The sequence below is a fragment of the Glaciecola sp. MF2-115 genome (genome assembly GCF_047250385.1).
GTDB lineage: Bacteria > Pseudomonadota > Gammaproteobacteria > Enterobacterales > Alteromonadaceae > Glaciecola.
This window is the reverse complement of record NZ_JBLBVM010000039.1, coordinates 60739-85001: the sequence shown is the minus strand read 5'-3', so window position 1 is coordinate 85001 and position 24263 is coordinate 60739. Positions and strand designations below refer to the sequence as shown.

18 protein-coding genes are annotated in these 24263 nt (G+C 40.6%); 5 read left to right on the top strand and 13 right to left on the bottom strand.

Translation table 11 applies throughout. The annotated features are described in order from the left end of the window. Window positions 1-263 precede the first annotated feature (263 nt). The 3 genes from tyrA to ACKLNX_RS03690 form a co-directional block, all read right to left on the bottom strand. Window positions 264-1403 carry a bifunctional chorismate mutase/prephenate dehydrogenase gene (tyrA, locus tag ACKLNX_RS03700; RefSeq protein WP_412971262.1) on the bottom strand — a complete coding sequence of 380 codons (1140 nt, stop codon included), beginning with the start codon at window positions 1401-1403 and terminating at the stop codon, window positions 264-266. Further along, a complete protein-coding gene (locus tag ACKLNX_RS03695; RefSeq protein WP_411695398.1) occupies window positions 1404-2492 on the bottom strand; it encodes a 3-deoxy-7-phosphoheptulonate synthase in 1089 nt (362 codons plus the stop codon). A 294-nt stretch (window positions 2493-2786) separates the two neighbouring features. Next, window positions 2787-4325, bottom strand: a complete 1539-nt coding sequence (locus tag ACKLNX_RS03690; protein WP_412971261.1) for an AbgT family transporter — start codon at window positions 4323-4325, stop codon at window positions 2787-2789. 245 nt (window positions 4326-4570) lie between these two features. Between ACKLNX_RS03690 and ACKLNX_RS03685 the strand changes: the two genes are divergently transcribed. Continuing rightward, window positions 4571-5077: a hypothetical protein gene (locus ACKLNX_RS03685; protein WP_412971260.1), complete on the top strand. Its 507-nt coding sequence runs from the start codon at window positions 4571-4573 to the stop codon at window positions 5075-5077. Window positions 5078-5509: 432 nt separating this feature from the next. On the opposite strand, the gene rplS is transcribed toward ACKLNX_RS03685, so the two are convergent. From rplS to ffh, 5 genes are all read right to left on the bottom strand, one after another. Further along, a complete protein-coding gene (rplS, locus tag ACKLNX_RS03680; RefSeq protein ID WP_311359806.1) occupies window positions 5510-5869 on the bottom strand; it encodes a 50S ribosomal protein L19 in 360 nt (119 codons plus the stop codon). A gap of 42 nt (window positions 5870-5911) precedes the next feature. Beyond that, window positions 5912-6655 carry a tRNA (guanosine(37)-N1)-methyltransferase TrmD gene (gene trmD, locus ACKLNX_RS03675; protein WP_411695401.1) on the bottom strand — a complete coding sequence of 248 codons (744 nt, stop codon included), beginning with the start codon at window positions 6653-6655 and terminating at the stop codon, window positions 5912-5914. After that, window positions 6655-7185, bottom strand: coding sequence for a ribosome maturation factor RimM (gene rimM, locus ACKLNX_RS03670; RefSeq protein WP_412971259.1), 531 nt, complete (start codon window positions 7183-7185; stop codon window positions 6655-6657). The genes trmD and rimM overlap by 1 nt, the downstream gene beginning before the upstream one ends. A gap of 32 nt (window positions 7186-7217) precedes the next feature. Further along, window positions 7218-7466, bottom strand: a complete 249-nt coding sequence (gene rpsP / locus ACKLNX_RS03665; RefSeq protein ID WP_411695403.1) for a 30S ribosomal protein S16 — start codon at window positions 7464-7466, stop codon at window positions 7218-7220. Window positions 7467-7778: 312 nt separating this feature from the next. Beyond that, window positions 7779-9173, bottom strand: a complete 1395-nt coding sequence (gene ffh, locus ACKLNX_RS03660; RefSeq protein ID WP_412971258.1) for a signal recognition particle protein — start codon at window positions 9171-9173, stop codon at window positions 7779-7781. Window positions 9174-9279: 106 nt separating this feature from the next. Here ffh and ACKLNX_RS03655 point away from each other — a divergent pair, with 106 nt between their 5' ends. Next, complete coding sequence (locus ACKLNX_RS03655; RefSeq protein WP_411695405.1) at window positions 9280-10080, top strand: inner membrane protein YpjD; 801 nt, start codon at window positions 9280-9282, stop codon at window positions 10078-10080. Window positions 10081-10206: 126 nt separating this feature from the next. Continuing rightward, the gene (locus ACKLNX_RS03650; RefSeq protein WP_411695406.1) at window positions 10207-11499 is read left to right on the top strand and encodes an HlyC/CorC family transporter; all 1293 of its coding nucleotides are present in this window, start codon (window positions 10207-10209) and stop codon (window positions 11497-11499) included. On the opposite strand, the gene ACKLNX_RS03645 is transcribed toward ACKLNX_RS03650, so the two are convergent. Beyond that, a complete protein-coding gene (locus tag ACKLNX_RS03645) occupies window positions 11488-11694 on the bottom strand; it encodes a hypothetical protein (protein WP_411695407.1) in 207 nt (68 codons plus the stop codon). The genes ACKLNX_RS03650 and ACKLNX_RS03645 overlap by 12 nt on opposite strands. Window positions 11695-11812: 118 nt before the next feature. After that, a complete protein-coding gene (gene sixA, locus ACKLNX_RS03640) occupies window positions 11813-12301 on the bottom strand; it encodes a phosphohistidine phosphatase SixA (protein WP_412971257.1) in 489 nt (162 codons plus the stop codon). Between the two features lie 164 nt (window positions 12302-12465). Here sixA and ACKLNX_RS03635 point away from each other — a divergent pair, with 164 nt between their 5' ends. Then, on the top strand, window positions 12466-15210 hold the full coding sequence (locus ACKLNX_RS03635) for an insulinase family protein (RefSeq protein ID WP_412971256.1): 2745 nt from the start codon (window positions 12466-12468) through the stop codon (window positions 15208-15210). 247 nt (window positions 15211-15457) lie between these two features. Next, window positions 15458-19915 carry an EAL domain-containing protein gene (locus ACKLNX_RS03630; RefSeq protein ID WP_412971255.1) on the top strand — a complete coding sequence of 1486 codons (4458 nt, stop codon included), beginning with the start codon at window positions 15458-15460 and terminating at the stop codon, window positions 19913-19915. Between the two features lie 163 nt (window positions 19916-20078). On the opposite strand, the gene ACKLNX_RS03625 is transcribed toward ACKLNX_RS03630, so the two are convergent. The 3 genes from ACKLNX_RS03625 to fadI all read right to left on the bottom strand — a co-directional run bounded on the left by ACKLNX_RS03625 (window position 20079) and on the right by fadI (window position 23890). Then, on the bottom strand, window positions 20079-20363 hold the full coding sequence (locus ACKLNX_RS03625) for a hypothetical protein (RefSeq protein ID WP_411695411.1): 285 nt from the start codon (window positions 20361-20363) through the stop codon (window positions 20079-20081). A 108-nt stretch (window positions 20364-20471) separates the two neighbouring features. Next, window positions 20472-22580 carry a fatty acid oxidation complex subunit alpha FadJ gene (fadJ, locus tag ACKLNX_RS03620; protein WP_412971254.1) on the bottom strand — a complete coding sequence of 703 codons (2109 nt, stop codon included), beginning with the start codon at window positions 22578-22580 and terminating at the stop codon, window positions 20472-20474. Beyond that, entirely contained in the window at window positions 22580-23890 is a 1311-nt protein-coding gene (gene fadI / locus ACKLNX_RS03615; RefSeq protein ID WP_412971253.1) for an acetyl-CoA C-acyltransferase FadI, read from the bottom strand. The genes fadJ and fadI overlap by 1 nt, the downstream gene beginning before the upstream one ends. Between the last annotated feature and the right edge of the window lie 373 nt (window positions 23891-24263).

Sequence of the window (24263 nt, the reverse complement as noted above, 5' to 3'; positions counted from 1 at the left end):
AGTCTCGCCAAAAACATACTCATTCACTTCACCTTTAGGAGAGTGATTGCATTATTCAGTCAAGGGGTGCGAAATCTTAACAAAGACTATAAAAAACGAATATATAGCATGGCCTCGTAAAAAATGGGGATCCCTCAGTGCATTCGCAGGAATGACCTAGGATGCTTTACGTAATGACGAGAAGTAGCGCTTTTTTGTTATTAACTGCAGTTTGCGAAACTAATTAAACTTTCACAACTTTATAGTCGACCAAAAAACCGATGCTAGTTTTTCCGTAGCAATTGACTATCATCAGCTTTTAGCAACAACTGCTTACTATCCACTAAACATTGTTGAGCGTAGTCACCAAACCACTTTTTAGTATCATTGAATTGTTTTACAAAAGAAGCTTTATCGACATCTTCAACTAACTGTAATGCCTCGCCGAACCTTTCATGAAAACGTTTTAGCAATGCTAAACTTTCTTCATTATTAAAGATGATATCTGCGTAAAGAGACGGTTCCTGAGCAAACAACCTTCCAACCATGGCCAATTCCAAACGATAGATGGGTGAGCTAAACATCAACAAAGAACTTAGATTAGGATCTTCTTCTTTCAGGTGCTGGCCATACACAAAGGTACTGAAATGGCGCATTACTTGAATAAATGCCATCGCACTATCGTGTTCGCTGCTAGAAGATTCATGAAGCACCGCGCCCCACGTTCTCATTTGCTCCAGAAGCCACTCATACTTGTCTGGCTCACGACCGTGGCAGACCACAACAACTTGTTTAATCATGCCAGGACTGTCAGGGCCAAACATTGGGTGCAAGCCCACTACAGGACCACTGTGCACTTTTAGCATCGCTTCTAAAGGTTCATTTTTGACACTGGTGATATCGGTAAGGATGCAATGTTTGGGTAAATTGCTTAGCTTTTCAATAACTGAAATAGTTAGCTTTATAGGGACGGCAACAATCACCAAATCAGCATCTTTGAAAATTTCTTCAGCTTCAGCCCAGTCATCTTTTTCTAAACTTGTGACTGCATACTCACTTTGTTCAAACAATCGTACAAATAACTTACCAAGCGCACCGCCACCACCAATAATAACGACTTTGTTAATATCAGGGTTAATGCAGCGGTAATTTGAGTGCTGGGTGCGATAGGAATCGCGTATCACTCGACGTAAAACATCTTCAGCTAAATCTGGTGACAAGCCTATTGACTCTGCCTGCTCACGTCGTGCCGCAATCATTTCCGATTCGCGGCTAGGCACATAGATAGGCATGCCCGTTAAGGTTTTTACTTCACCCACCTTCCCTGTCAGCTCATTTCTGAGTTTTAACAGTTGGATTAATTGACTGTCGACATCGTCTATACGATGTCGCAGTTTACTGAGTGTTTCATCTGTCTCTGACATTTATGCACTTAAGCGCTTTGTTTGGCGCATTGGGAGAACAGTGATTAGTCTATCACGGGTTTTCAAAATTAGATCTTGAGTTTGTTGCCAGTCGATACAACCATCAGTGATAGACACTCCATATTCTAAGTCTGCTAGCGTTTTACCCGTCGAACTTTGATTCCCAGCGTTCAAGTGACTTTCTAGCATAATACCGATAATAGACTGATTGCCCTCTAAGATTTGGTTCACCACATTCTGAGCAACTAATGGCTGTCTGCGGTAATCTTTAGCACTATTTGCATGGCTACAATCAACCACCAAACTTGAGACAATGCCTGCGCCCCTCAACTCATCTTCACAATCGGCGACACATACAGAATCATAGTTAGGCTGCTTGCCGCCACGTAAAATCACGTGACCATCGGGATTGCCCTGTGTTTTGATCACACTTACTTGACCTTGCTTGTTGATGCCCATGAAACGATGGCCTGAGGCAGCCGATTGTAGGGCATTAATCGCGATACCCATTGAACCGTCAGTGCCATTTTTAAAGCCTACTGGCATCGATAGACCACTTGCCATTTCGCGGTGAGTCTGCGATTCAGATGTTCTCGCACCTATTGCCGCCCAACTGAACAGTTCAGCAAGATACTGAGGACTAATCGGATCTAAGGCTTCAGTTGCAACGGGAAGACCTAATTCAGCTAACCAAATCAACAATTCGCGCGCACGTCGCAAACCGGTTTCAATATCAAAAGTATCATTTAAGTGAGGATCGTTTATTAAGCCTTTCCAACCTGTTGTAGTGCGGGGCTTTTCAAAGTAAACGCGCATCACAATATATAAGGTGTCTTTGCACGACTCATGCAACTCTTTCAGCTTAAGCGCATACTCCTTTGCCGCTTCGATATCATGAATAGAACATGGTCCACAAACAACCAGTAAACGGTGGTCATCGCCGTGAATAATGTCTGAAATTACTTTTCGAGAATCAATTACGCCTTGCAAGGCACTCTCGCTTACCGGAAGTTCACTGCTAAGTTCATCTGGCGTAACAAGTACTTCTTCAGATGAAACATGAATATTATTAACTGTGTCTTTTTGCATTTTATTACTCTTTTATAAGAAAACGGATGAAATGTTAAACGTATGTCGTAAACAACAAGAAAAGGCATAAAATTAAGAAGAACTTCGCTACCCAACCAAGATGTAAGCTTTTATTTACACGCAATAAAGCCTAAGAGATATTACTGTTTGACTTTTTAACAAACTATTCGAAAGGCTTCAAGTTGAATATGAAGTTATTTGAAATAATAGTAGAAAAGGCGCTGTTTTGTTGAAAACTAGCGCCTTTTCTTTACTTTATGTTTTATTGACTACAATTATTTATAGCCGATTGTCCTAACCTACAGGATAAACATAACTTGCTTGTAGACCCAGAGGAATTCCAATTGCCCAATAGATAAGCAAGAAAATTGTCCAAGCAACAAGGATGGTAATACTAAATGGCAACATAAGTGACAACAAAGTACCAATGCCAGTTGATTTCACATAGCGTTGGCAATACACCACAACCAATGGGAAATAAGGCATCAAAGGTGTAATGATGTTGGAAGACGAATCTCCTAAGCGATACGCTGCCTGAGTCAAGTCAGGAGAAATTCCTAACTGCATTAACATTGGTACAAAAATTGGTCCTAGCAAAGCCCATTTAGCCGACGAAGAACCTACAAATAGATTCACAAAGGCTGTTAGGATTATAATGCCAACAATAGTTATCATTGGCGGGAGCGCCATTCCTTTCAGGAATTCAGCACCGTTTATCGCCATCAAGGCACCCAAATTTGACTTCCCGAAAGCATCAATGAATAAAGCACAAAAGAAAGCCATAACGATGTAGTAACTCATCCCCTGCATCGCTTTTGTCATGCTGTCTATCATGTCTTTAGTCGTGCTATAAGTGCCTGACATGAAGCCATAAACGACACCAGGCAATAGGAACAATAGAAAAATAAGTGGAACAATTGACTGCATAACGGGAGCAGAAAAACTCGTAAGCTCACCATTCGCGTCTCGCATCGGAGAAGTTTCTGGTATTAAAATAACGACCAAGGCGATGATACCAACAAGCATTGCAAGTCCAGAAAACCTGAGCGCTCTCGCTTGCTTTTTCGATAATTCATCAAACCTAGGAATATCGTTTGGATCACCATCAACTTCAACGTCTTTTAAGCGCGGTTCAATCACCTTGTCAGTGATATACCATGCGAGGCCTACGATGAGTAAGGTAGAAGCTGAGTTAAAAAACCAGTTGTTAAGCGGGTTTACTTGTATCTCAGGATCTATAATCTGCGCCGCCGCTTGCGTAAAAGATTGCAACAGAGGGTCAATAGCTGAAGGAATGAAGTTAGCACAGAACCCCCCGCTTACACCTGCGAATGCTGCCGCAATACCTGCCAAAGGATGTCGACCCATAGCATAAAAGATCACACCAGCAAGCGGTATTACTAACACGTAACCTGCATCTGTTGCGGTATGACTTACGATAGCCACTAACACAACCATTGGTGTTAATAAGGATCTCGGAGTCCAATCGAGCATGCGTTTCAAGCCAGCACTAATAAAGCCACTGTGCTCTGCTACGCCGACACCTAACATTGCTACTAAGACCACGCCAAGGGGCGCAAATCCAGTAAAAATCGTAACCATTCGGCTTAAAAAGTCAGCCATCGCATCGCCAGTAAGCAGGTTATTAACCTCAATTGCGTTTCCTGTTCTTGGATCCACAGCATCAAAGCTCATTTGAGAAAATATGGCAGAGCATACCCAAATGATTATTAAGCAAATAAAGAAAATAATGGCTGGGTCGGGTAATTTATTACCTACTCGTTCCACTTTATCAAGCGCGCGAGTAACCCAAGTTGAGGGAGCTTGTTGCATATGTATATCCTTTTTTATTCTTTTAATTTAGCAATACATGAGCCTAAAAATATCAGATGTAATTAAACATGCTAATCGATATTTTTTCCACCTATATTTAAGCTTTGACTTCACCCAATCTTTAGACGACTTCAAACATGCCTTGCAAACAAAAAAGCAACTATTTCTAAATAAATTATTGACTATTTTATATCCAGCAATATACTGTATGAATAAACATGTATAATCATATTGAGGTGATACAAATGAATGCATCTAACTTTTTGAGTGCTAATGTCTCTCTGAACAACTCGTATTCAATGCGCTCCAACACGAGAGCAGCTTGCGTAGCCAACGCAGCTTTTATAGGTAATGCACCTTTAGACAAATTAGAAACAGGAATTAAAAGTATTGATCACCTGGTTCAACGATACAGTATCAATTTCAATATTGATGAGGGGCAACTTGCCGACAATGCTTTTCAAAAGTCACTTGTGCTTTACGGACAAGACCAAAGACTAGACTACTTCAATTTACCACCGTGCATGTATATGCTCATTGCAGCAGCAAGTGCCGAAGAAAAATTCATCGTGCATCGCTTTTACTTACCTTACAAAAATGGAGTTCGCTTCGCGACTTACCTGCTAAATGAAGAAGGTGAAATAATTGAAAGTGTCAGCTACCAACGGAACGTAAAGTACCTACAAGCTTTCAAAATTATTAGAAAACAAATAGCCCTAGCTAATCAAATAAACGAATCTATAGCAGCATAACGAAAAGCGCGTTTGGTAGCAGAGACTAGGAGCAGAAAAGGAATCCCTTTCTTAGCAAACCTCCACTAGGCATGGATGCCTCATATGAAAAGTCAGGATAACCGAACCCGCGCTTGGTAGCAGAGAGTAGAAGCCCATGGTGAGTCTCTTTCTTAGCAAACCTTCACTAGGCATGGATGCCTCGTGTGAGCGGTCAGGATGACGAAAAGCGCGTTTGGTAGCAGAGGCGAGGAGCAGAGGAGGAATCCCTTTCTTAGCAAACCTTCATGAGGCAAGGATGCCTCGTGTGAGCGGTCAGGAGGACGAAAAGTGTGTTTGCGAAGAAAGGGATTCCTCTTCTTCTCCTAGCCTCTGCTTTCCTAAAAAAGCCGAAAAACAAAAAGCCCGCAATTAAGCGGGCTTTTGAATGTTAACGATGACACTAAATTAAAATTAGTTAAGTTTTTCTTTGATACGTGCAGATTTACCTGAACGTTCGCGCAAGTAGTACAATTTAGCGCGACGAACAGCACCACGACGTTTCACTTCAATAGAAGAAATTGCTGGGCTGTGAGTTTGGAACACACGCTCTACACCTTCACCACTAGAAATCTTACGTACAGTGAAAGCAGAGTGTAGACCACGGTTACGCTTAGCGATTACAACGCCTTCGTATGCCTGAAGACGCTCTTTCTCGCCTTCTTTTACTCTTACTTTAACAACTACAGTGTCACCCGGGCCAAAGGCCGGAACATCAGTTTTAAGCTGTGCTTGCTCAATTTTTTTGATGATATCTTGACTTACTTTACTCATCAGATCCTCTCATTCTAGTTAACTGTCATTGCGCCGCAACTTCTACTCGCCTTTAAGCTGAGTTAGAATTTTTTGTTGCTCCTCAGTCAGAGCTAGATCATTTAATAAATCAGGGCGTCGTTCCAAAGTTCTTTCTAAAGACTTGGTAAGGCGCCACCGCCTAATTTTTTCATGATTGCCACTTAACAACACACTCGGTACAGCTTCACCATCTAACACTTCGGGCCTCGTGTAATGCGGACAATCCAACAAACCATTAGTAAAAGAATCTTCTACTGCCGATTGTTTATGCCCCAATACATCTGGCAACAATCTCGATACCGAATCCATCAACACCATTGCTGGTAGCTCGCCGCCACTTAAGACGTAATCCCCAATTGACCATTCCTGATCAACCAAAGCATTAATAACGCGCTCATCGATGCCTTCGTATCGCCCGGCCACTAATATAATATTAGGAAGCTGGGTTAAAGACTGAACCTCAGTCTGGTTTAGCGTTTTACCTTGTGGTGATAAATACACAACCACGCTATTTTCACCTAATGCAGACTTTGCATCGGATATTGCGTCTGTTAATGGCTGAACCATCATCAGCATTCCAGGGCCACCGCCGTATGGGCGATCATCAACAGTTCGATGTTTATCAGTGGTGTAATCGCGAGGATTAAACATATCCACCTGTATAATACCGCTCTTAACTGCTCTGCCGAACACTCCTTGATTCAAGAAAGGTTCAAACATTTCAGGAAATAGCGTTACTACACCGAAACGTTGTGTAGGTTGCATTAAAAACCTGGGTCCCAGTCCACCGTAATAGACTTAGCCTGCTTATCGACACTCAACACAACTTGGTCGTGTAGGAATGGCAATAAACGTTCTTTTTGACCAAATGCATCGTTTGTTTTTGCTTTAACAAGCATCACATCGTTTGCACCTGTTTCGAACATATCTTTAATTACACCCAAATCGTAACCTTTATCAGTCACAACTTGCATACCAATTAAATCCTTCCAGTAAAAGTCATCTTCTAATTCAGGAAGAACTGATGTAGGAACCGATATCTCAGCATTTTTAACATGCTCAGCATCGTCTCTTGAATCAACCCCAACCAATTTAGCAACCAAACCTTTACCTTGCGTTCGCCACTGATCAATTTGTATCTCTTGGTTATTCATACCATTGCCATTTAACTGCCAAGGTGCATAACCGAATATATCTGCTGCAATTTGTGTAAAGCTGTTTATTTTGACCCAACCTTTAACCCCGTAAGGAGCACCGATTTTGCCAACAATAATTGTGTCAGACGCTGAACTCATCTTTACCTCAAATCACTGATACGAAAGCGCTACTAAGCAGCAACTTTTGCATCTTTTACCAAGCGAGCTACGCGGTCAGAAACACCTGCCCCTACGCTTACCCAATACTCAACACGCTCTAGGTCTAAACGTAAACGCTCAGCTTGACCTTGTGCAGTTGGATTGAAGAAACCCAAGTTTTCGATGAACTTACCGTTGCGTGCACGACGACTGTCTGCAACAACTACTTGATAAAATGGACGCTTTTTAGCGCCACCACGTTGTAAACGTATAGTAACCATATATGCCTCAAACTCTTTGTAGTGTTACCGTTAACATACCTTGCTCCGACTTAGCCGGAAAAAAGGTGCGCGAATTATACGCTTAGTAGCTTATTTTGCAAGGTAATTGTCATTAAAAAGAGAAATAGAGCTGAGGGGGAGTTTTCATCCCAACAAACCTTCACTAGGCATGGATGCCTCGTGTGAGCGGTCAGGATGACGAAAAGCGCGTTTGCTGGGATGAAAACTCCCCCTCAGCTCTATTTCTCTTTTTATTCCACATAAAAAAAACGAACTATACAAGCTCGTTTTTCTTTAGATTATCAATATTGACTAACGCGGACCAAACCCACCGCCCATGCCGCCCATTCCACCGGGTCCGCCAGGAGGCATCATTCCGCCCATTCCGCGCATCATTTTCTTCATGCCGCCACCAGACATTTTCTTCATCATCTTCTGCATTTGCGTAAATTGCTTCAGCAGTTTGTTGACGTCTTGAATTTGTGTGCCTGAACCAGCAGCAATACGGCGTTTTCTTGAGCCTTTAATAACATCAGGACGTTCACGCTCACCTGGAGTCATCGAATTAATGATCGCTTCCATTTGGGTAAATTGCTTATCGTTCGCCTGATCTTTTATTTTCTCAGTCATTTTGCCCATGCCTGGCATTTTATCCATTAAGGACATCATGCCACCCATGTTGCGCATTTGCTCCAACTGTTCTTTAAAGTCTTGCAGATCAAAGCCTTTGCCCTTTTTGACTTTTTGAGCGAGCTTCTGCGCTTTGTCTTTATCAACTTTACGCTCAACTTCTTCAATTAAGCTAAGAACATCACCCATTCCTAAAATACGGCTTGCGATACGCTGAGGATGGAAAGGTTCTAAGGCATCGAGTTTTTCACCCATACCTAAGAATTTGATTGGTTTACCAGTAATGTGCTTAACGGATAATGCAGCACCGCCTCGTGCGTCACCGTCAGCTTTCGTTAAGATAACACCCGTTAATGGTAATGCTTCATTAAACGCTTTTGCTGTATTAGCAGCATCTTGCCCCGTCATTGCATCAACAACGAATAAGGTCTCAACCGGTTTTACAGCGCTATGAAGCTCTTGAATTTCCTTCATCATTTCTGTATCGACAGCAAGACGACCTGCCGTATCTACTATCAATACGTCGATGAAATTGAGTTTCGCTTGTGCAATTGCACCCTCGACGATATCAACAGGCTTTTGCAAAGCAGAAGAAGGGAAAAACTCAACATCGACTTCTTCAGCCAATGTCTGAAGTTGCTTGATCGCAGCGGGTCGATAAACATCGGCGCTCACAACCATGACTTTTTTCTTTTCGCGTTCTTTTAGATATTTTGAAAGCTTACCAACACTGGTCGTTTTACCAGCACCTTGTAAGCCAGCCATCATAATTACGGCAGGCGGAGTCGCAGCGAGGTTTAAACCTTCATTCTCCGAACCCATAATTGCTTCAAGTTCACCTTGAACAATTTTGATCAACATTTGACCTGGGTTTAAGCTTTTAGATACTTCAATACCTACAGAACGCTCTTTGACACGCTCAACAAAGGCCTTAATGACGGGCAATGCCACATCAGCCTCAAGCAAGGCCATGCGTACTTCACGCAAGGTTTCTTTAATGTTGTCTTCGGTTATTCTGCCTTTACCGCTAATGTTTTTAAGGGTTTGGCCTAATCTGTCTGATAAATTCTGAAACATATTAATAATTTGATTTCGCTATAATTACCCTAGAGTATACAATACTTATGTTGCGCATATCGACACTGTTTTGCTATAAACTCGTCAGGAATTTGATAAAGGTTAAATGATGGATCTTACTTTCACTTTGTATTTGCTTACGCTATGCCTATATTTATGGGCAGGTATAGCGTTAACCAAGGCCTTTTTTTCACCTCATAATCAAGCGAGTAAATTACCACATTACCTGCTTTATGCTGCGGCTATTGGCCATTTAGCGTTAATCGTTGCGTCTAACGCCGACAACCAATCCGAACAACTAAGTATTACCCAAGTTGCAGTTTTGCTCGCATGGTTAGTAACTGTAACGATGCTGGTAGCGAATACATACATAAAGAATTTAGTATTCTTACCCGTTGTTAGTTTTTTCTCCGCACTATTCATCACTTTGCAAATGTTTGTTCCACAAAGCACGGGCATTCATATCAATATGAGTTTTGGCATGATGAGTCATATCATTTTGAGTTTGTTTGCTTTTGGCGTGCTGAGCATTAGCTTTTTATATGCATTGCAGCTGGCGTACATTAATTATCTGCTGAAGCACAAACAATTTTCGCTCGCGAACAACCAACTACCTCCTCTACTCTCTGTAGAGAATATTCTGACTAAACTGATGGTTATTGGAACCAGTCTGCTGGCCATAGCATTAGCCTCTGGTTTTGTATTTATTCCAAATATGTTTGCCGAGGGTTATGCGCATAAGACTATTTTATCGAGTAGCGCCTTTATCGTATATTTAGTCGCTTTATTACTTCACCATTTTTTGGGTTTAAAAGCCCGCATACTAGTCACCTTCAATTTGGTCGGCATCAGCTTATTAACTTTGGCATATTTTGGCAGTCGATTTGTGCGCGAAATTATTCTTTGAAGAAAGATCCGATTAAGTAGACACCATCGTTTGCTTTTTAATACTAGATACTCGCTTTTGAATAGTGGATACTAGTAGGATAAAAATCATCTGTTTAAATACTAATTAAAACGAGGAAACTCATAGTTGGACGTTGCCAATGAAACGCTCTTTATAATTCTTGCTATTCTTATTGTTGTTTCAGCCTATTTCTCAAGTTCAGAAACAGGCATGATGACAATTAATAGATATAAATTAAAACACTTAGCCAATGAAGGCGACCCGAGAGCACTGCGTGTTCAAAAGCTGATCGACCGCCCAGACAAATTAATTGGTCTTATCTTAATTGGTAACAACCTTGCCAATATTGCCGCATCATTGGTTGCTGGTGAGATTGCAACGCGATACTTTGGTGAGTTTTACGGCATGATCGTGACCACTTTCGGTCTTACGTTGGTAATGCTTGTGTTTGCAGAAGTCACACCAAAAACGCTTGCCGCAATGTACCCTGAGAAAATTGCCTTCCCGAGTTCTTTGATACTCCTTCCTTTGTTGTTTTTATTCACACCCTTTGTGAAACTCGTTAATGGCTTCACCAACATTATTCTTGCTGTCTTACGCATAAATCCTAACGGTGACAACGGAGACTCCTTAAGCCGAGAGGAACTAAGAACGGTCGTATACGAGGCGGGAAATCTTATCCCCAAAAAGCACCAAGATATGCTGGTCAGTATTCTTGATTTAGAAAATGTGACCGCCGAAGACATTATGGTGCCGCGCTCGGACATTTATGCCATTGACATCAATGACGATTGGAAAGATATTCAGAAACGCTTAACTAACTCACAACATACTCGAGTTCTATTGTACCGGGACAGTATTGATGACGCTGTTGGCTTTATTCACGTTCGTGATGCTCTGCGTTTATTATCAAAAGATCAATTCACTAAGGCCACTATTCTTAGAGCAGTAAAAGAGATTTATTACACGCCTGAGTCAACTTCACTACACACTCTTATGTATAAGTTTCAGGCCGTGAGAGAGCGTATTGGTCTTGTGGTTGATGAATATGGAGACATTCAAGGGCTTGTTACCCTAGAAGATATCTTAGAAGAAATCATTGGAGACTTCACAACCTCAATGCTTCCTGACTACAGTAAAGAAGCCATAGAGCAACAAGACGGCAGCTATTTAGTGGATGGCAGTGCCAACGTGAGAGAATTAAATAAAGAGATGGATTGGTTCTTTCCTACAGAAGGGCCAAAAACACTCAACGGTTTGATCTTAGAGTATTTGGAAGAAATACCTGAAAGTAACATCAGCGTTCGACTTGCTGGTTACCCTATCGAGATTGTCGACATTAGCGGCAACATGATAAAAACAGTCAGAGTTTTGCCTTTACACTACGTTGCGCCAGTTGACACTCCGCTACCGGCGTGACTTCAAATCAATTACGTTTGAGGCTTTTTGTACTTTTTTTTCGCGAGCGCGTTGTTTAAAGGCCTCAACTTTTTCATTTAAGTTATTTAGCTTCTCTAGAATGTCTTGTAACTCTTCATCATCATTAATATCAGCGTCTTGAGCATGCTTCTCAAGCGTATGATACAAGGTTAATGGTAATGACTTTTTTGACATAGGAAGCGTTCATAATCTTTAATCTGCGAATATTAATTATGTATCGGTTGGATCACAGATTACTGAATGCAAGAACACCAAGAATTTTGTAATTTATTAAATGATTTTACGATTGGGATTAAGTCAAACTTTGATAAAAAGCTAACTGACTGCCTTTAGAGCGTGTTGCGTCATAGTCAATCATCAAAACATCTGCAGTATCAAAAATTCGCGCATTAAAACCACTGCAAACAACATCACTTAGTAAACTAACCAAAGGCATGTGGCTGATCACGAGTAAACATTGAATAGTGCTATCATTGAGTAACTCACCATCTATGAGATCTTGAACCATATTTGCATTACCAATAGGCGTCACTTCCGATGTTTTAATATGTTTTTGGATTGACAAGAAGGGCTCAACCGCGCCCAGTGTTTCGAGAGTTCTAACATAAGGACTTACAAAGGTAAGATCGACCTGACGCAAAGCAGTTTGATTCTTTAACTGTTTTGCCATCCATTTCGCTGCATGCTCAGATTGCGTAATGCCAAACTTGGTAAGATGTCGTGATTGATCATCTTGCTTATAAGGTTCAGCCTCACCATGTCGCATTACAAATATAATCATGAATATTTATCTTTTTAATAAGGTTTTCTCGCTAGCGGACGCTAACACTTAAATAGGTGTGTTCACAATAGTGTTTTAGTATATTTTTAACGACAAAAGTCGAAATTTCTTTACAACTATTACATTTATAGGTTTTATTAGTGTAATAGCTAAGAGGAAAAGCATTGCTCCTATCACGACTAACAAATCGAGAGTATTCAGTAAGTTTACTTGAGAATGGACTCGAGTATGCTTTGATCAAATGCCCCGAGGCACAGAAAGCGTCGGTTTCTGTATCAATAGAAATGGGGCATTTTAGCGATCCCGAGGATTGCCAAGGCCTATCTCATTTAATGGAGCATATGTTGTTTGCCGGCAGCAAACGCTATCCCGATGGTAACTATTTAAATACATTGCTGAATTCCCACGGTGGATTTGTTAATGCATGGACTGCTGCCGAGACATGTAACGTTCATTTTAGTTGCCCTGCTAACCTTTTTGAAGAATCCCTCGATGTACTGATTGATATGCTCACGCAACCGATGCTAAGCATTGATGGAATTGAGCAAGAAGTTGAAGCTATTGATGCTGAGTTTTCGATGCGCAAGCAAGATGACGTTCGTCGTTTGTATGACGTTCACAAACAAACATGCAACCCAAAACATCCATTCAGCCGATTCAATGTTGGCAATAAAAATATATTCAATCAATTCTCTAGAACCAACTTACAGAGCAGGTTACGTGAGCATCATCAACATTATTTCGACGCCAAGCGCATAAAAGCATGTGTCGTTCTTCCTCAAAAAATGGCAAACAATGAACTCAGTGCTGTGATTGAAAAAAAACTAAATGAGTTTTCTCACAGCAATATTACGCATTTTCCCCTTAGCCCACCTGAATTGTATTTAGATAAGCAAAAGGCTTGTTTAATAGAGGTAAAGCCGTACAAGTTTGCTCAAAACCTAATGCTCACTTTTTGCTTGCCTAACATTTCAGCTTGGTACCGCAGCAAACCCATTTTACTTTTGACGCATTTAATTGATGATGCTTCTGAAAACACATTGCAATATTATTTAAAACGACAAGGCTTAATTCTCGACTTAAGTGCCAGTGGCGGAATTGAAGGTGAGAATTTTCAAGATATTAATATCAACGTACGTTTAACTGAATTGGGATTGGAAAAGACTCATGAAATAATACAGACCATCCTTCAATGGTTTGATTTCTTGAGAGACAATGGAATTGAAAAGTGGCGATTTGAAGAAAAGTCCCAACAATTAGCCTTGCAAGTAAAGCATTCAGCGCTGCCATCAGGAATCGATGAAGCCGTTATGCTCGCGACTAAATTACATAAATCTAGTTTACAACAAGCACTTGAAAGCGATGTCGCCATGGATTGCTATGACGAAAATGTGTTCACTCAATTCCTTGAATATTTCAATCATGAAAATTTACGTGTGTTTTGCATACATCCTAAAGCTAAGTGCGATTTAATAACTGCTCAATATGAAGTCCCTTACAGTTTGCGGAAAGTTGATTTTAGTCCAAAAACCAAGTCAATTTTGGCTTTGGAGTTACCCCCTAAAAACCCTTATATGAGTGACAATTTTGCACTCGCCTCTAGGGAGTTAGAAACAGATGAAGTTAGGATAATTAAAAGCTCTGACTTCCTGCTTAAGTTCACACAAAATCATCACTTTAAAACCCCAAAAGGAGATTGTTATCTTTCTTTAGAAAACCCAAATATGATCGGCAGTGCACGAAATTTAGCGATTAAGAAACTTTGGATTGCTTGTTTAAGTGAGGAGCTCAGTGAAATTTATAGTGGGGCTGAAATGGCCGGCATTAACTTTAGACTATATGGTCATCAAGGCGGCATGACACTCCACACAAGTGGCTTTTCTGACCGTCAGCTAATGTTATGCGAGGAGGTATTAAGTTTTATTCAAACCGTTCGTATAAAACCTGCGACATTTGCTGGAGTGAAGGAAAAGCTCACGACAAGTTTAAAGAATACCTTGTTGAATAAACCAATAAACCAATTGTTTTCCGACCTTAATATATTGATGCAAGAAAACACCTTTGGCCAAGATGCTATTTTGACAGAAGTCGAAAGTCTCGACTTGCCGGAACTGAACCAGCAAGCAATATCGTATTTTGAAAAGATACATATTGAAGGTTTGGTCGTAGGCAACTGGTCTGTTGCCCAGATAAACGCTTTCCATACAAAGGTTGTCGATTGTTTTAAGGATATGGACAAAGTATTAAAATCTAGCAGAAACATCGCACAGCTCGGTAATCAGCAATTGTGCATTCAACATAGTCAATCACATCAAGAACACGCTATTGTTTTATACTTCCAATGCCCTTCAAATAGTAATTTGGATCGAGCTCTTTACATTGCGATTGAGAAGCTGCTCTCGCCTATCTTTTTTGATGAGTTAAGAAATAAAAGAAATCTTGGTTATTTAGTCGGTTGTGGCTATTTCCCTGTCAATAAACGTCCAGGGTTAGCGGTTTATGTTCAATCACCGACTCACTCGAGTGATGTTTTATACGGCGCAATGATTGAAGTGATTCAAGAATTTGTCGATGACATTTCTAATTTTGAGCCTATCTTCGATAATTTTAAACAATCACTTAAGAAACAATTCCGAGTCTTTGATGCAAACACAAATCAGCTTGCTCAGAGACTCTGGATGGATTTTGATGAGTTACAATCATCGACCGAAACAAATCAAATGGAAGATGCTATTGATGAGTTAAGCTTTGAATTTTTCCAACAAGGTTGTGAGCAGTTTTGTAAGCAAAATTCACTTGGAAAAGCAGCATTTATAACAGAGCCCAAAATTGACAACGCAAACAGCTTTGCAGGCTTTGAGTTTATTGATGATCCAAGTAAGTTCAAACAACTGTTGAAATACCTTTAAATAAGGTCGAAAAACGACCATTCACTGCCGAAACTGGCAAAGCTTGAATTCACTTTCTGTTGGTTTTTTGAACAACCACTGTGTTTATTGTTTGATTTTTAAACAAACAGTTGTAAACATGCAATTATACCTTGAGAGAGCAAGGTTTTTTGGGCACTCTTGTACCCTACAAAAAAAATAATAATAATAATAAAATTTAGGCGGTAACCTTGTGATTCGTGCCTTTCCTAAGAAATGGCTCATCTTAATGATGCTTTTTAGCGCGCAGTGCTTTTATACAGCAACTGCTAGCGTCTTAACTAGCCTCAACTTTGAGCACCTTTCTGCTCAAAATGGGTTCTCCCAGAGCCAGGTTGTTCAAACTATTGAAGACAAATATGGTTTTGTCTGGATAGTTAGCAGCGATGGTTTAAGCAAATTTGATGGTTTTCAAAACAAACTGTACAGCGCAGACAATTCCGTCCCAGGTTCTATTCCAAGTAATTCAGTTAGCGGTATCATCATAGACAACCAACACAACCTTTGGATAGCGACTGACCAAGGACTTGGTAAGTATCATTACGAAACAGACCATTTTACAACGATTAACAGCGAAAATAGCATAATCAAAGCCAATGAAATTTCTACCATTGCTAGCGCATCAGGTAAGGAAATTTATTTCACCGTTCAAAACTCGCTTTATCGACTCAATGCTGAAAGCCAAAAAGTCACGCAAGTTATAAGCCAATCTCCTTTCCCGAATAATATTACCTATATCAAAGACGAAAACTCCAGAATTTGGATGAGCTCGGCTTATTCAGGCATCTTTATATTCGATAAAATTTCAGGCCAGCTGTTCGATCTAACGAAACAAAACCCATGGAACTTCACCTTACCTGAGGTCAAAATAAACAAAATTGAAGTTGTTGGTAATAAATATTGGATTGCTACCAACAAGGGCTTAATTACTCTTGATTCGAGCTCGAATAAACAACAAAACTTATCGCAAGAAAACAATTCTGAACTCCCTTCAAATGTAATAAACGATCTCAATTTTGATGGTGAGAATTTATGGATAGGAACTAATCGTGGATTGGTGATTGCTGATAGAGAAACAAGTATTGAAACGGTTATTAATCACAACAATTCGTTTTCAAGCGGACTCCAAGATAGCAATATTACTAGCATTTTTATTTCTCGCATGGGCACAGCCTGGGTAGGCACCGCAAGCGCTGGTTTGCACAACTACCACCCCGCCGCTAGCCCATTAAAATTATACAAACCTGTTGATGGTGACAGTAAGAGCTTATCAGGACGCCAAGTTGTAGGCTTTGCTAAAGATATTGAGTCTGATATTTGGGTGGCGACAAGACTTGATGGTTTGAACAAATACAACCAAAAACAAGGATTCTTTACACAGTATCCCTTGAAAATTTCGGCGATGATCAATGATATAAAAATCGATTCAAATAACAAAGCTTGGTTGGCAACAAGTGAAGGCATATACAGCTACCGTATAAATGGTGAGAGCTTAACCTTCGAAAACCAAGTTCACGCTAACAAGTCTTTTGATACGATTGAATTTTTCAATAATGAGCTATGGGTATGGCATCAAGACAAGGGCTTGTCGACAATCGACGTTAAAACTTACGAAGAGACATTTGTTAGTCTCCCAAGTGATATATCAGTTGCAAAACCGGTTTTTACTGATGACAGAAACAAAATATGGTTACAAACAAATGTAGGCGTTCTCATAAGCGATACAGGAAGTAGTCAATTCATGCGCCCTTCCGGCTTAGATGAATTTGGTAAATTGAACATTGTTCAAGTTTATAGTCATCAAGATGCTTACTGGGTCGTGACCGAAAATCAAGGCATTTTCAAATTAGACAAAGTGAGCTTAACGCTACTTCATCAACTAAATGGTCTGAATGATAATGCAACATCCGATATTCGTTCAGCGATTGGTGTTGAGAATAGTATCTGGTACGGCAGCAGACAAGGCATATACACTTTAGATCTGAATACTTCCACGCTAGTTAAAAGACGGTCGAAAAGCGCATTAAACTTTAACGAGTTAGGCCGCGGTGCCATTATTGCTACCACACAAGGTAACTTGCTGATTGGTGGTTCGATTGGTATTCATTACTTACAAACAAAACAGCAAAATATTAATAAATACGACACACCTGTAAAGCCTCAATTTTTAAGCTTCTCGGCGCCAGATAAGAATATTGATGAAATAGAGTCAAGACTGCCTGCATTCATGATGAATTCTTTCAGCATGGCGCACTCCGAGAGTCGAATTAACATAGAGTTTGGTGTTATCAATAGCATTAATTCAAATGCAACTGAGTATCGCTACATCCTAGATGGCTTAGACAAAGATTGGACTTATACAACTACTAATAGACTAGTGTCCTATAGCTACCTGTCTTTTGGTGACTACGTTTTCAAAGTACAGGCCCGCATCAACGGTGGCGAATGGTCACAGCAGAATGAACTTAAGATTTCTGTTGAGAAGCCATTCTGGTTAAATACTCGTGCCTTAATTTTCTATGCATTTTTCATCATATTTTTAATTCTTTATCAAATTAGTAAAATGAAGAGCCGCAAAACGCGCGACCAAACTCTGACTGAAGATGTTGAGCGCTTAACTTTAACACTTTCTTCCAGTGGCGATGAGCTTTGGGATTGGGATATATCTAGCGGGCAGATATATCGAGGAAATACTTGGAATACCATTGATTTCCCACAAGACAGCATGCGCAGTCATACGACTTACGAAAACAATGTACATGAGAATGATGTTGAACGCTTGAAACAGGCTCTTGATGATCATTTAGATGGTAAAACAGAATTCTTCGAACTAGCCTACCGTGTTAAAACTTTCTCTGGCGATTGGGTGTGGGTTTTAGACCGCGGTAAAGTGGTCAAACGTGACTCTCATCATCAAGCACAACGTATGACGGGTACACTAAAAAACATTAATCATTTGAAGCAAGCTGAAGAGCAACTTAATTTATTTAAGAGTAGTTTTGAGAACATTACCGAAGGTGTGTTTATTGCTGATCAAGAGTTCAAGTTTATGTCGGTAAATAGTGCATACTGCAATTACACTGGCGATACCATTGAGCAAGCGCTAGCAAGTAAACTCTCATTCAGCCAATACCCAGATGCGTTTACTGAAGAAATTAAAAAGACCTTGAAGCATAAAGGCAACTGGTCTGGTGAAGTTGATGCGGTAAGAGCTAATGGCGAGAAGTATCAATTAGAAATGACGATTGATGCTATCCGCAATGAAGATAACTATATAAGCCATTATGTTGGCGTATTTTCTGATATCAGCTCACGTAAGAAAACTGAAAAAGAATTGCTGAAATTAGCGAACACTGATCCATTAACCAATTTACCTAACCGCTCATTTTTCCAAGCAAGTCATGAAAACCTAGTACGCCGCGAAACGCCTCATGCTCTTATATGCTTAGACATGGATAACTTCAAACGTATCAATGACTCACTCGGGCACCAAACCGGTGACTTGTTGATTAAGCAAATTGCGCGTCGCTTGCAAAAAATCACGACATCGAGCTCAACCACTTACAGACTCGGCGGCGATGAGTTTAGTATGTTGATTGAAGCAACGGCGACCGTTCACCGAATTTCTCATATTGCTCAAGACATTCTTGATACTCTTTCTCGTCCTTTCTATATTAATAAACAAGAATTTGTTCTCGGTGTAAGCATTGGTATTGCAACCTACCCTGAAGACGGCACCTCGCATCAAGAGCTCCTGAAGAACGCCGACACAGCAATGTACTTTGCTAAGAATAATGGTGGCAGCAACTACCAGTTCTTCAGCGGCGAGATGAATCAAAATGCCGTGCGTCAATTACAAATTGAAAACTTAATTCGTTTTGGAATTAAAGAAGATTTATTCAGTGTATTTTATCAACCCAAAGTTGATATCCCTACTGGACGATTAGTCAGTATGGAAGCTTTAGTTCGCTTCGAGCATCCACAAAAAGGTATTGTAAGCCCAGGCCAATTTATCCCACTGGCAGAACAAACCGGTCAAATACTGGAAATTGGCGAGCAAGTTCTGCGTAAAGCATGTATTGATACAAAACGCTGGGTTGATGCAGGCTTGTTTACAGGTCGCGTTGCCGTGAATATTTCCGCGAAACAGTTTGAGCTTCCTGACCTTGACGATCGCATTGAGCGCATCTTGAAACAAGTTGGCCTCAGTCCCTTACACTTAGAGTGTGAGATTACTGAAGGCACCTTGATGGAAAACCCAGAACAAGCGCTTAAAATGATGCAGAGGCTGCGTGAGCGTGGGATCCACTTGGCGCTTGATGATTTTGGTACAGGCTACTCTTCTTTGGCTTATCTGAAGAAGTTTCCAATACACACTTTGAAAATTGATAAAGCTTTTATCGATGATATTGCGACTAGCTCTGTTGATAAGCATATGGCTGAGTCGATTATTAATATCGCTCATAATCTTGGCTTAAAAGTGGTTGCTGAAGGTGTTGAGCATGAGAAGCAACTAGATATATTGAAACGTTACGAATGTGAAATGTTGCAAGGATATCTATACAGCAAACCTGTGAGTGCCGGTAAGTTTGAACAATTGCTTGTTGAAGGAAAGAACATGAAGCATTTACTGGATGCGAGAAAACCAAGCCCAATACGCCCAGCAATGAAGATTGCTAAACGCTAATACCAGGCCTTTATTTTGCGAAACGTTAGTTTTACTAATAGTTTATGCTTCAAAGGCCTAGCATTTCCAACTCTTTTCATTGTTAAGCATTAGCATTGCAGAGCGGTAACTTCGCTTTGCGAAAACAAGGATAGTTTGATGCTAAAATATTGTCGAATACAAGCTATGGACGTAAATAACAGCTGTCAAAACCTGTAGCTTTGCGACGTTGCACTGTTTTAGAAATGTTGAACATGGGCAACAACATAGGTCCCATAATCATGCCACCTACTAACCAACGCTTTTTACCCATCGCATTCTTAACAGCTTCGACATAGTAGTAAAGACTACTAACAAGGAAGCTTATTACTATCAAAAAACCCATCAACATGATATTGCCTCCTAAATAAATGATATCTGATTTGAATACAGTGATAATACCAATTGGTTTTATTTTAACCACTGTCAAAACGATACCGAAGTATACCAAAGTGCGTTATAAATAGGCTAAATAGTCGCTATTAAACATAAAAAAACCGAGCCTTAGCTCGGTTTTTTACATTTCAATAACAAAGACTTAGTAGAAAGTTTTACCTTCTTTACGCATTGTTAACAAAATGTCAGCGGGCTTGTACTTGTCTGAATACGTTTCAGCATAATTTTCCAAGCGACTAACCACATGATCGATCCCCAAACTATCCATGTAACGGAAAGGACCACCTCTAAATGGAGGGAAACCAATACCGAAGATAGCACCGATATCACCATCACGAGGGTTTCTAATAACGTCTTCTTGTAAACACAACGCAGCTTCGTTGAGCATCATTAAAACACAACGCTCTATAACACTATCATCCGAGCATTTCTTCTCTGGGGTAATCCCAAGCAATTTATACACGGAATCGTCCACGTTCTTGCCTGGTTTTGTATCGTTGTAATCGTAGAAACCGGATTTGTTTTTCTTACCCTTGCGATTGTTTTCCAATAACTTATCAAACGCTTCTGGCGCATTAAAACGCTCGCCAAATTGTCCTTTCAAAATAGGAATTATCTTGGTGCCGACATCAATACCAACTTCATCCAGCAACTTAAATGGACCCACTGGAAAACCGAATTTAGTCAATGCCTTATCAATGGCATCAAGCGGTTGCCCTTCAATAGCCATAAATCCTGCTTCACTCACATATGGTGCAAGAATACGGTTAACGTAAAAGCCAGCACCGTCTTTGACAACGATAGGTGTTTTACCTTGGCGTTTTGCAAATTCAACTGTCGTAGAAATAGTCTGGTCTGATGTTTTTTCATGAGGTATAACTTCAGCCAATGGCATTTTGTCTACCGGTGAAAAGTAATGTAAACCGACCACGTTCTCTGGACGTTTTGCTTGCGCTGCTATTTGGGCAATTGGAATAGATGAAGTATTGGAGGCGAACACAGTATTTTCATTACAATGTTCTTCAATATCAGCAACCATTTTTTGCTTTAGATTGACGTCTTCAAACACAGCTTCAATAACCATATCGTTATGCTTGTAACCGCTGTAATCTAAACAGCCCGTCAATAATGAGAGCTCTTTTTGCATAACACTCTTTAACATGAAACGCTTTTTAACTTTCTTGTTTAAAATGTCATAGCTATATCGAATTGCACCAGCAATACCGTCGGTGTTGATATCTTTAATACGCGCTGGCACTTTCGCTTTCGTTGCCGTTACAAACGCAATACCGCCGCCCATCAAGCCACCGCCCAATACACCCACTTTATTTACTTTAGCAGCAGAAACACCTTCTATACCCGCTTCTTTCTTCATGTCAGTTGTTGCGAAGAAAATTTGACGTAATTGTTTCGACTCTGATGTCATCACTAACTGACCAAACAAGCGAGCTTCAGTTTCATAGCCCTTTCGAGTATTAGTGATACCCGCTTCAATACAATCGATGATGTACATCGGTGCAGGGTAATTGCCCATAGTCTTTGAAAGGGTCTGCTCACGCGCTTTCTTAAATAAAATATTACGACCAAAAGCGGTGTTTTCTAATACCTTCGCCATGACATCTTTTTTGACTTCACGCTTTGAAATCGCTTTGTTAGCCATTTCAATAGCAACGTCAAGTAAGATAGATTGCGGTACCATATCGTCCACTATACCCGCTTTCTTGGCCTGTTTAGCTCGCATGGGTGAACCAGTAAGCATCATTTTCATAGCTGTTTGAATACCAATGAGAGCTGGTAATCGTTGCGTTCCACCACTGCCAGGCAACAAACCTAGTTGAACTTCTGGTAGACCAAGTTGTGTTTTAGGACTGTCAGAACAAACGCGGTAATGACAAGCAAGTGCGAGTTCCAAACCGCCACCTAAAGCTGGTCCATGAATCGCCGCAACAAAGGTTTTTCTCATACCTTCCATGCGGTCAAATAATTTCTGACCAGAGGTAGACAATGCTTCTGCTTCGTCAGCATCATTACATGCAGCTAACATACTGACATCCGCGCCAGCTACAAATGAGTCTTTTTTACCACTAGCAACAACGACGCCTCGTATCGCATCATCGTTTTCAATTTCGTCTAAAATTGCAGTGACTTCTTCGCCAAAATCAGCTTTTAGCGTGTTCATACTGTCGCCAGGCACGTCCATTGTTAAAATGGCAATACCGTCTTCTCTTTTCGTTAAGGTAAATGCACCCATTATTCTGTCTCCACTATCATTGCTGCGCCTAAGCCACCTGCTGCACATGCAGTGAGTAGACCCGTTCCACCGCCACGACGGTTAAGTTCATTTAACATTTGCGTAATCATTCTAGTGCCTGTTGCGGCAAATGGATGTCCGTAAGCCAAAGAGCTTCCCATGACATTAAATTTGTCCATATCGATTTCACCAATCGCTTTGTCTCTGCCTAGTTTTTCTTGAGCAAACTTATCACTGCCAAACATTTTTATATTAGATAGTGTTTGCGCAGCAAAAGCTTCATGCATTTCGATTAAGGTGAGGTCATTCAAAGTCATGCCTGCACGATCCAAAGCTATTGGTGTAGCATAAGAAGGCCCCATTAGCATATCTTCCCATACATCAATTGCTGAGAATGCGTAGCTTTTTAAATAACCAATAGGTTTATAACCAAAGGCCTTAGCTTTGCTTTCCGTCATCATGATAATTGCTGATGCACCATCAGTGAGTGGTGTTGCATTTGCCGCTGTAACAGTACCGTGCTTTTTATCAAACACAGGACGAAGTTTCGCGTACCCTTCGAGTTTGGAGTCAAAGCGAACATTGTTGTCGCGCGAAAAGCCCTTTTTAAATGGTTCTGGATAAGCAGTCATTACTTCGCCATCCAAATTACCAGCTTCCCAATTTTGAGCTGCTAAGCTATGCGAACGGTGCGCCAATTCATCTTGAGCTGCACGAGAAATGCCGTGAGTCTTAGCCATTTGCTCGGCAGTTTGCCCCATTGATAAGCCTGTAGAATATTCAGCGACAGCTGGCGGTACAGGTAGTAAATCTTTCAGACCTAACTTCTTGAGCACATTAAATTTTTGCCCAAGAGTCTTAGTTTTCTGCAAATCAGTTAACGCGCGAGCCAAGGCTTTAGACACACCGATTGGCGATACAGAAGTTGAGTCGGCTCCACCAGCAATACCTACATCGATATTGCCAACAATCATCGACTCAGCGATATTAACTGTCGATTGAAAGCTGGTAGCACACGCTCGAGACACACTATAGGCATCGGTCTGAACGTTCATGCCTGTGCCTAAAACAATTTCACGAGCAATGTTAGGCGCCTCTGGCATTTGCACAACTTGACCGTATACGACTTGCTGGATAATCGCAGGATCAATTTCATGCTTTAGGATAAGCTCATTAACTACCATCTTTCCTAAATCTACAGCGGGCACGCCATGAAAATCACTTGCCATTTTGGCGAATGGCGTGCGCAATCCAGCAACAATAGCGATACGGTCGCCCTGCTGATTTTTTAAAACTTGTTTATGTGACATAGATTATCCTGTGGCTAATAAATGGGTCAGTGAACAATAATAGAACAACAACCTCTGGTCAGACCTCTAACCAGTATTGTGACAAAATATAAAGCAAAGTTCAAATTTTACAGGCACGAACGATAAAAACGGTTGTGCGAAGCACTGCCTTGCTAGTTACTGTTAGGCTAGTTGAAAACAGAACAGCACAAGTATTTCTTACTAGCCGTCATAAAATACAGAACCAATTATAAATTTACGAGTCGTAAAGTTGAAATTTTGAGATACATCCGCATATAAGACTAGCAGAGTTTTGAGACTAAGCTCTAGGTGTTACTAAAATTCACCAGATAACCCTTTACCACAATATAATAAAAGCATCGTAACAAAGGCT